The sequence below is a fragment of the uncultured Thiodictyon sp. genome (assembly GCA_903837595.1).
Classification (GTDB): Bacteria; Pseudomonadota; Gammaproteobacteria; order Chromatiales; family Chromatiaceae; genus Thiodictyon.
Map to the genome: position 1 here is coordinate 1 of CAILVI010000176.1, position 8,320 is coordinate 8,320.

At 67.7% G+C, this 8,320-nt stretch carries 6 protein-coding genes; 1 reads left to right on the forward strand and 5 read right to left on the reverse strand.

All coding sequences use genetic code 11. The annotated features are described in order from the left end of the window. Nucleotides 1–141: 141 nt before the first annotated feature. Entirely contained in the window at nucleotides 142–429 is a 288-nt protein-coding gene (locus QZY44_RS09430) for a hypothetical protein (RefSeq protein ID WP_295445515.1), read from the forward strand. A gap of 102 nt (nucleotides 430–531) precedes the next feature. Here the strand turns inward: QZY44_RS09430 and purE are convergent, their stop codons facing one another. The 5 genes from purE to QZY44_RS09455 form a co-directional block, all read right to left on the reverse strand. After that, entirely contained in the window at nucleotides 532–1,065 is a 534-nt protein-coding gene (gene purE / locus QZY44_RS09435) for a 5-(carboxyamino)imidazole ribonucleotide mutase (protein ID WP_295445516.1), read from the reverse strand. 316 nt (nucleotides 1,066–1,381) lie between these two features. Continuing rightward, nucleotides 1,382–4,165, reverse strand: coding sequence for a kelch repeat-containing protein (locus QZY44_RS09440; protein WP_295445518.1), 2,784 nt, complete (start codon nucleotides 4,163–4,165; stop codon nucleotides 1,382–1,384). Between the two features lie 164 nt (nucleotides 4,166–4,329). Beyond that, nucleotides 4,330–5,664: an MFS transporter gene (locus tag QZY44_RS09445; protein ID WP_295445520.1), complete on the reverse strand. Its 1,335-nt coding sequence runs from the start codon at nucleotides 5,662–5,664 to the stop codon at nucleotides 4,330–4,332. 133 nt (nucleotides 5,665–5,797) lie between these two features. Further along, the gene (locus QZY44_RS09450; RefSeq protein WP_295445521.1) at nucleotides 5,798–7,045 is read right to left on the reverse strand and encodes an ATP-binding protein; all 1,248 of its coding nucleotides are present in this window, start codon (nucleotides 7,043–7,045) and stop codon (nucleotides 5,798–5,800) included. A 158-nt stretch (nucleotides 7,046–7,203) separates the two neighbouring features. Then, the coding region (locus tag QZY44_RS09455) for a hypothetical protein (RefSeq protein ID WP_295445522.1) at nucleotides 7,204–8,320 on the reverse strand (1,117 nt) is incomplete at its 5' end.

Here is an 8,320-nt window from a genome sequence, read left to right on the forward strand (position 1 = left end):
CCTGAAAGGGCGTGACATAACGAGCCCCACCGTTATGTCACGCCCTTTCAGGGCTGGGCCGAATAAACAACGCTAACCCAGGGCGTTGCCCTGGGCTGATATGTTCGACCCCGTTGGGGTCGGTATGCAACCTAGGGTGGAATGGGGCACTACGTCCAAAGCACCCAGCGCGTGGACGAGCACGATGCCCGCCTGCTGCTGCAACAGACCTCCACCGGAGACCCCATCATGCAGACCTTCATCGACCGCTACATCGAGCAAGGACAACAACAGGGCGAGGCCAAGGTCGTCCTGCATTTGATCGAACGAAAATTTGGCCCCCCGAGCGCGGCGGTGCGTCAGCGCATCGTCGAGGCAGATGCCGATACCCTGCTGGACTGGTCCGAACGCATCCTCACCGCCGAGAGTCTGGATGCGGTACTGCACTGAGCGATTGCGCTGTGGCCACGCATAAGAAATACGGCTGACGGGACCAGACAGGCCAGTGCGCCAATGGGCGCGTTGTCTGGCGGCACTTGACCGGCCGGCTCCTCACGCTTGCGCCGCCTCCAGCCGCGCCGCCTTCTCCAACACCGCCGCCTCCAGGCCGCGCTTGTAGGCGACGACCCGCTCGCGCAGTGCCGGGTCCGCGGTGGCCAGGATCTGGACAGCGAGGATACCGGCGTTCTTGGCGCCGTCGATGGCCACGGTGGCCACCGGCACCCCGGCCGGCATCTGCACGATGGACAGCAGCGAATCCTGACCGGACAGGGCGGCCGACTTGGTGGGCACCCCGATGATCGGCAGCGGCGTGAAGGCCGCCAGCACGCCCGGCAGGTGGGCCGCCCCGCCGGCACCGGCGATGATGACCTGCAGACCGCGCCCCACCGCACCCTCGGCAAAGTCGATGGCACGTCGGGGGGTGCGGTGAGCGGAGGCGATGGTCATCTCGTAGGGGATACCGAACTCCCGCAGGATGTCCGCCGCCTCCCGCATCACCGGCAGGTCCGAGTCGCTGCCCATGACAATCCCGACCAGCGGCCGGGCCGCCTTGTCAGTCCCTGCTAAATTCGATGTTGTGCTCATGGATGGTCTTCGCCGCTGATGTCGATGATTGCACCTACTTCCCCCCCGTCCACACCAAGTGACACCGTCATTCCGGCAGGACGCCGGAATCCAGTGCCAGGGACGGCCTCAGCCGGCGTACCCGCGGCCGAACTGGCCGCCGCCGACGCGCCGCTGCGCGCACCTGGGCAGGGTTAGAGGTCGATCGGGCAATCATGTCGGTTATCGGGGGGAATGGGAAGCCCCAATGAAGCGACGGCGCCGGGTCAGCCACCGTCGGGACAGCGGCAGCCTCGACGCAACTTTGCCATTCGGACCCGGTCTCCTAGCACTCGGCTCATTGCCCCAGGGCGGCCCGCCAACCGCCGCGGCTCGGCAGTACCAGCACCGCCTCGAGATACGTTGCCGTGACGGCCTTGGCTGAGGTGATGTTACTCAGGGTACAGGTCGTTCCGGCCGGACCGGCGCAGTCCCCGCCCCAACCGGCGAAGACATAATCCATGCTGGCCGTGGCGGTACAGGTGCTGGTGCCGGCGGACGCGACCGGGTTGGGTGTACAGCTGGCCACACCGCCCGCCATGGGCGCGGCGGTGGCGGTGATGGCATAGGTGTTATGGGTGTGGAGGTTGACCAGGGTGATGCGCCCGGGGCCCTGGATGCCGACCACGACCGGGGTGAGCAACCAGGGGCCGTCGGCGAGGCCGGCGAGATCAGCGGCAGCGACCCGCAGCCCGGTGTCGGTTGGCGCCTGACCGGGGTCGAGCGGCAGCCAGCGCAGTTCGCCATTGTCCAGGCGCAGGGCAGCAAGCAGGGGGAGATTCACCGGCGACCTTTGGAAGGTCCCGCTGCCGGCATCCTGGGCGGGGCGCAGTCCGTTCCCCTGGACCTCGAGGGCCAGGCTGGGACCGAGGGCGGGTGTGACGCCGGTTAAGGCGACGACGTGCCAGGGGGTGTAGCCGCGGGGGTCATACAGCTCAGTGGAGGCAAGCGAGACGCCGGCATAGGATGCATTGACCACCATCCCTCCCGCCAGCAGCACGCGTCCGTCGGGGAGCAGGGTGCTCGTATGCTGCTTGCGGGCGACTGTGAAGGTGGCCGCCCCACCCCAGGTGCCGGTCGCCGGATCGAACCGCTCGGTGCTGTTCAGCCAGCCGTCTGGGCCGTTGACCCCGCCGGCGACGAGCACCCCGCCGTCGGACAGGAGTGAGGTGCTGTGGCCAAAGCGGGGCGTGGCGAGATAACCGGTCGTGGTCCAGGTGTCGGTCGCCGGGTCGTACAGCTCGGCGCTGTAGAGGGCGCCCGCGGGGTCCACATAGATGGTGGTGTAGTTCATCCCACCCACGACCAGGACACGCCCGTCGGGGATCAGGGTGGCGGTGTGCATCACGCGGGGGTCGGTGAGGCTGCCGGCCAGGGTCCAGGCGTCGGTCGCGGGGTCGTACAACTCAGCGCTCTGCAGGTAACTGCCCGGTTGACTGCCGGTGGTGCCGCCGCCGGCCACCAGCACGCGCCCGTTGCGTAGCAGGGTGGCAGTGTGGCTGGCGCGGGCGGTGGTGAGGCCGCTGGCCGCGGTCCAGGTGTTGGTCGTCGGGTTGTACAGTTCGGCGCTGCTCAACACCCGACTACCGTTCGAGGTCCCCCCGCCGACGACGAGGACGCGTCCATCGGCGAGCAGCGTCGCGGTGGGGCTAGTGCGTGCGGTGGTGAGGGCGCCGGCCGGGCTCCAGGTATCGGTCGTCGGGTCATACAGTTCGGCACTGGCGAGCTCGCCGGTGGCGTCCTGCCCGCCCACCACCAGGACGCGTCCGTCGGCGAGCACCGTGGTGGTGTGAAACTGGCGCGCGACGGTGAGGCTGCCGGCGGGGGACCAGGTGCCGCTCGCCGGCTGGTACCGCTCGGCACCGGTGAGCAAGGCACTGTTGGCGTAGTCGTATCCTCCGGTGACGAGCACACGACCGTCGGGGAGCAGGGTGGCGGTGTGATTGACGCGCGGGGAGCCGAGGTTGGCCCCCGCGGTCCAGGTGCCGTTTCCGGAGGCATAAAGCTCGGCGCTGCTCAGGGTTGCACCGGCGAGACCCGCGCCGCCCGTGACCAGCACGCGCCCGTCGGGGAGCAGGGTGGCGGAATCATCGTAGCGCGCGTCGGCGAGGCTGCCGACCGTTGCCCATTTGTTTGTCACCGGGTCATATTCCTCGCAACCGGCGATGACCGTATTGCTGGGATTGAGTCCACCCGCCACCAGGACCCGTCCGGTGGGGAGCAACACGGCGTTGTGTCCCCCCCGGGCGCTGCCGAGCTGGCCGCCGGCGCTCCAGGTATTGGTCACCGGGTCATACAGCTCCGAGTTGGTAGTGAAACCACCGACACCGACCCCGCCACCCGCGACCAGCACGCCCCCGCTCGGGAGCAGGGTCGCGGTATGAAAGGCGCGGGCCCCGGCGAGGTCGGCGGCCGGGCTCCATTGATTCGTTGCCTGGTCGTAGAGCGCGGCGGTATTGCGAATTCCGGTGTCGCCCTGACCCCCAACCAATAATACCCGCCCGTCGGCCAGCACGGTGGCGGTGGCCAACCAGGCGCCGTGGGCAATCGTGCCGGCCGGACTCCAGGTATTCTTTGCCGGGTCGTAGACCTCGGCGCTGGTGGGATAGGGGCTGAAATTGTACCCGCCGGCGACCAGCACGCGCCCGTCCGGGAGCAGCGTGGTAACGGGGTCCGCCCGCGCCGTGGTGAGGCTGCCGGCCGCACTCCAGGTATTGGTCCGCGGGTCGTAAAGCTCGGCGCTGGCGAGAAAGGTGCTGGGATTATAGCCGCCCACAACCAACACGCGCCCGTCGGCGAGCTGAGTGGTGCCGTGGGCCTGGCGAGCCGTGGTGAGACCGGCGGCGGCGACCGTGGCGTGAGTCGCCGGGTCGTACAGTTCGGCGGTCATGAGTGCACCGGTGCCGTTGCTGCCTCCCACGAACAGCACCCGGCCGTCCGGGAGCAGGGTGGCGCTGTGATCCCAACGCGCAGTGCTTAGGCTTCCGGCCGGGGTCCAGCCCGCTGCCTGACTCAGCGCCGGGATCAGCCCGAGCAGCAGGACCAAGAGCCGGGGCAGGCGCCATTGGCCGCCTGGCCGCATTGCCGATGAGACATCCGACGCTAGATGACACATACCAGTCCCCCGCTATTGTTATTGCAACCTCTGAATCGACTCAAAATCGCCCGTTCGGGCCTTGATCATTATTCCAGGCCTGACACAGGCGTGACGCCGCCGCAGCGGTGTCACGAGAAAGAGATGGATGGCTAATGCAGCCCCGCCGCCGGCTGGCCCTCCCCGCTCCTGTCCATGGGCGGCCGCGGCGCCTTGACCCGCACATAGAGGCTCCCCGCGACCAGCAGCAAGTTGATGAGGCCCACCAACACGAAGGGCGCACACGGGGCCACGTGGTCGAACAGGCGCCCGCCCAGCCAGGTGATCGCGAGGATGCCGATGGCCCCGGAGACATTGAATGCACCGATGATCGAACCGCGCTGGCGGGTCGGGGCCTCCTGGCCGATGAGCGACTGGGCGCCCAGATAGACGCTGATCTGGCCGATACCGATCAGGATGGAGAAGACCCAGGCATTGGCGGACAGCGGGCTCTCCAGGAACAGGAGTGAGAAGTTGCCGATGGCGGCGAGCAGCATGCAAACACCCAGTGCGGTGGCCCGGTCCAACCGGTCGAGCAATGGGCCCAGCACGGGCGACCAGAGCAGCGCGGAGACCTGGGCGATGACAAAAAAGAACATGCCCTGCTTGACCGCCTGCGCATTCCCCATCCCGGCGGCCAGCCCCGCGGTAGTGCCCCACAAAATCATAAAGATGGCATTGACCGACTGGTCACCGCGGGCGATGAAGGCGGCACTATAGGCGAGCAGGATGCGCGGATTGCGCGCCGCCGCGAAGCCGCTGACGAAGAGTTCACGCACCCCCGGACGGTCCCGCCGGTGCATCGGGGTCCCGCCCTTGAGCCCAACGGCCACCAGCACGGCGACGGCGACCGCCAGTCCCGCAACACCCAGATGGGTGATGAGCCCGGCCTGTTGCTCGTTCCAGCCGTGCTTGATGAGGGCCTGGGGCAGCGCGCCCAAGCCCTGGATGAAGGCGACCCCGAGTCCACTCAGAAAGCCCAGCGTGGCCACCAGCTTGCCGCGCGAGTTCTCGGCCGGATAGTCCACCATGACCGTCGACAGCCCCCCCGCAACGGCGACCACCGAGCAGGCATAGACGATGCGGTAGAGATAGAGGTCATGGACCGAGGTCGCCTGGGAATAGAGTACATAGGTGGCCGCCAGCAGGAGCAGGCCCACGGCATAGATGGAGCGGCGCCCGATGCGGTCCATCAGGATGCCGGCCGGCATAAAAAGCGCCAGCGTAATGAGTTCGGTCCAGAACACCAGATTACCGCTGATAGACCCCTGCTGCTCCACGGGCACCTTGAGCAACGCATTGAGCACATAGGTCTGACCGACGCTGATGAAGATCATCAGGCCGATGGAGAAAAAGGCGGCGACGAGCAGGCTCCAGGCATGCCGGGGCAGGATACCGGGGGCCAGGGTCAGGAAGCCCAAGCGGTATTGACGCGACTCAGATGTCATAGGGGGTGCTCATCGGTAGTACTCCGGTTGATTGTTATTGATTTTCTGGACGCTGAGCGTCCCGGGATACGTTCCCACGCGGCGCGTGGGAACGAGTAGGGGAATGCGCCGGATGAGAACGAGGGGGCCGTGCTCATTCCAAGATGCGCCGCTTGCCGTCGAGTACAAAGGCGATGGCCCGTTTGAAATCGGCCATGCTGACCACCTGCTCCACCCCTTGCCGCAGCGAGGCATAGGAGGCGGCGAGCAGGACGGCATTCTGGATGTCACCACCCGCCGCATGCTCTGAATACTGGGCCAGCAGCGAAAAGTCAACGTCCTCCCTGATCGGCAACTCTTTGGGGATATGACGCTCCCAGATTTGGCGGCGCTGCTCGGTCGCGGGAAGCGGGAACTCGACATGCGCGAGCACCCGACGCAGGAAAGCGGTGTCGTAATTCTTCACCAGGTTGGAGGCGAAGATCACGGCCCCGTCGAAGTTGTCCAGCTCGATCAGGGTAGTGCTGCGGGCGACGTTGATCGAATTGTCCGCCGCCTGGGAGACCTGGGTCAGGCGCTTGCCGAGGATCGAGTCGGCCTCGTCGAAGAACAACAAGGCACCGGTCTCGGTGGCGCGACGGAAGGCCGCGCGGATGTTCTTGGGCGTCTCCCCGACATACTTGGATTCCAGTTCGGCGTAGCTGATGATGAGGATCTCGCGCTCCAGCATGGCCGCGATGGCCTCCGCGGCCAGGGTCTTGCCGGTTCCTGGGGGCCCGTAAAAGTTGAGCGCCATGCGCCGGCCGGTGCGGGCCACGGCGCCGAGATTCCAGCAGCCGAACAGCAGGTCCTGGGACAGCAGCACGTTGACCGACTCGCGGATGCGCGCCAGGGTCTCGGGGTCCAGCACCAGTTGGTCAAGGCCGTGTCGCGGTTTGCGCGGCTGGAAACTCTCGAAGGTCTGGGCGTCCTCGGGCGGCCCTTCGGCCCCACTGGCCTGCGGACTGGTCCGAAGGTCGGCCGGGGGACTGGGGGCCGCGGTCTGGGCCGGTTCGAACGCCGGGGCCAACCCCTGATCGAGCGGGCGACCGGCCGCGGGCAGGCCCTCCGGAACGGCCCGCCCCGGGTTGAAGTCCAGGCGGATGCGCGGCTTGCCGAGTTCCGGCGGAAACTCAAAGCCGTCGTACAGCCGGATCAGTTGGCGCAGGAAGGCGTTGGACGCCTCCGCCTCGATCTCCACCGAGGTATCCGTGCCGCGCTCGTGGCACTCCGGGCAGTAGAGCAGCGGCGCCCCCTGGACCTCGATCCAGTAGTGCCCCGGGTTGGTCTTCTTGCCGTGGTGGGAGAGCCGCAGCGCGCAGCCGTGGATCGGGCAGGCGGGTTTTTTCTTGAGCAGTGACATGGGGGCGCAGTATAACGGCGAGGCGGCCCCATGCGGGACGATTCTGGAACTTGGAAACCCGGGCAAACACACCGCACGGAGGAACCGCCCCCAGAGCTTACAAACCGCGGTACCCGTAAGGCGGATGCCCACAGGGCGATCCGCCATGAAACCTCAGCTCATCGCCCCAGGGTTGCCCGCCAACCGCCGCGGCTGGGCACGACCAGCGCCATCGGGACGTAAGTCGCCACGGCTGTCTTCGCGGATGTGATGTTGCTCAGGGTGCAGATCGTGCCGGCCCGGCCCGCACAGTCCCCACGCCAACCGGCGAAGACATAACCCGGGCTGGCCCTGGCAGGGCAGGTGCTGGCATCCCCGGGCGCGACCGGGTTGGGCGTGCAACTCACCGTACCGGCACCGGCCGGACTGACGCTGGCGGCGATGTTGTAACCGAAGTTGGCCGTCACGCTTTTGGCCGCGGTGACATTGGTCAGGGTGCAACTGGTGCCGGCTCCGGTGCAGTCGCCGCTCCACGCCATGAAGGTATAGCCGGTGTTGGCCGAGGCCGTGCAGAGGCTCGTGGCACCGTAGTCCACCGGGTTCGGCGTGCAGCTTGCCACGCCGCCCGCCGCGGGCGCGGCAGTGGCGGTGATGGCGTAGGTGTTAAGGCTGAAGGTCGCCGCGACGGCCTTGGCCGCGGTGACGTTGCTCAACACACAGCTGGCCCCGGTGCAGTCGCCGCTCCAGGCGCTGAAGGTGTAGCCGGCGTTGGGCGTCGCGCCGCAGGTGCTGGTGCCGTCGTAGTCTGCCGGGTTGGGCGTGCAAGACACCGCCCCGCCCGCCGCCGGACTCGCGCTGGCAGTGATGACGTAGCTGTTGCGCATGAAGGTCGCGGTGACCGCCTTGGCCGCGGTCACGTTGCTCAACACACAGCTGGCGCCGGTGCAGTCGCCGCTCCAGGCGCTGAAGGTATAGCCGGCGGTGGGCGTGGCGCTGCAGGTGCTGCTGGTGCCGTGGTCCACCGGGTTGGGTGTACAACTGGCCGTCCCCCCGGCCGCCGGGCTGGCGGTGGCAGTGACGGCGTAGCTGTTGCGCGTGAAGGTCGCGGTAACCGCCTTGGCCGCAGTCACGTTGTTCAACACACAGTTGGCGCCGGTGCAGTCGCCGCTCCAGGCGCTGAAGGTGTAGCCGGCGGTGGGCGTCGCGCTGCAGGTGCTGGTGCCGTCGTAGTCGGCAGGGTTTGGCGTGCAACTGGCCGTCCCCCCGGCCGCCGGGCTGGCAGTGGCGGCGATGGCG

What these genes read in the sequence shown, in the direction of transcription:
- purE (WP_295445516.1), bottom strand. Translation starts at nt 1,065, where the DNA reads ATGAGCACAACATCGAATTTAGCAGGGACTGACAAGGCGGCCCGGCCG.
- QZY44_RS09440 (WP_295445518.1), bottom strand. Translation starts at nt 4,165, where the DNA reads ATGCGGCCAGGCGGCCAATGGCGCCTGCCCCGGCTCTTGGTCCTGCTG.
- QZY44_RS09445 (WP_295445520.1), bottom strand. Translation starts at nt 5,664, where the DNA reads ATGACATCTGAGTCGCGTCAATACCGCTTGGGCTTCCTGACCCTGGCC.
- QZY44_RS09430 (WP_295445515.1), top strand. Translation starts at nt 142, where the DNA reads ATGGGGCACTACGTCCAAAGCACCCAGCGCGTGGACGAGCACGATGCC.
- QZY44_RS09450 (WP_295445521.1), bottom strand. Translation starts at nt 7,045, where the DNA reads ATGTCACTGCTCAAGAAAAAACCCGCCTGCCCGATCCACGGCTGCGCG.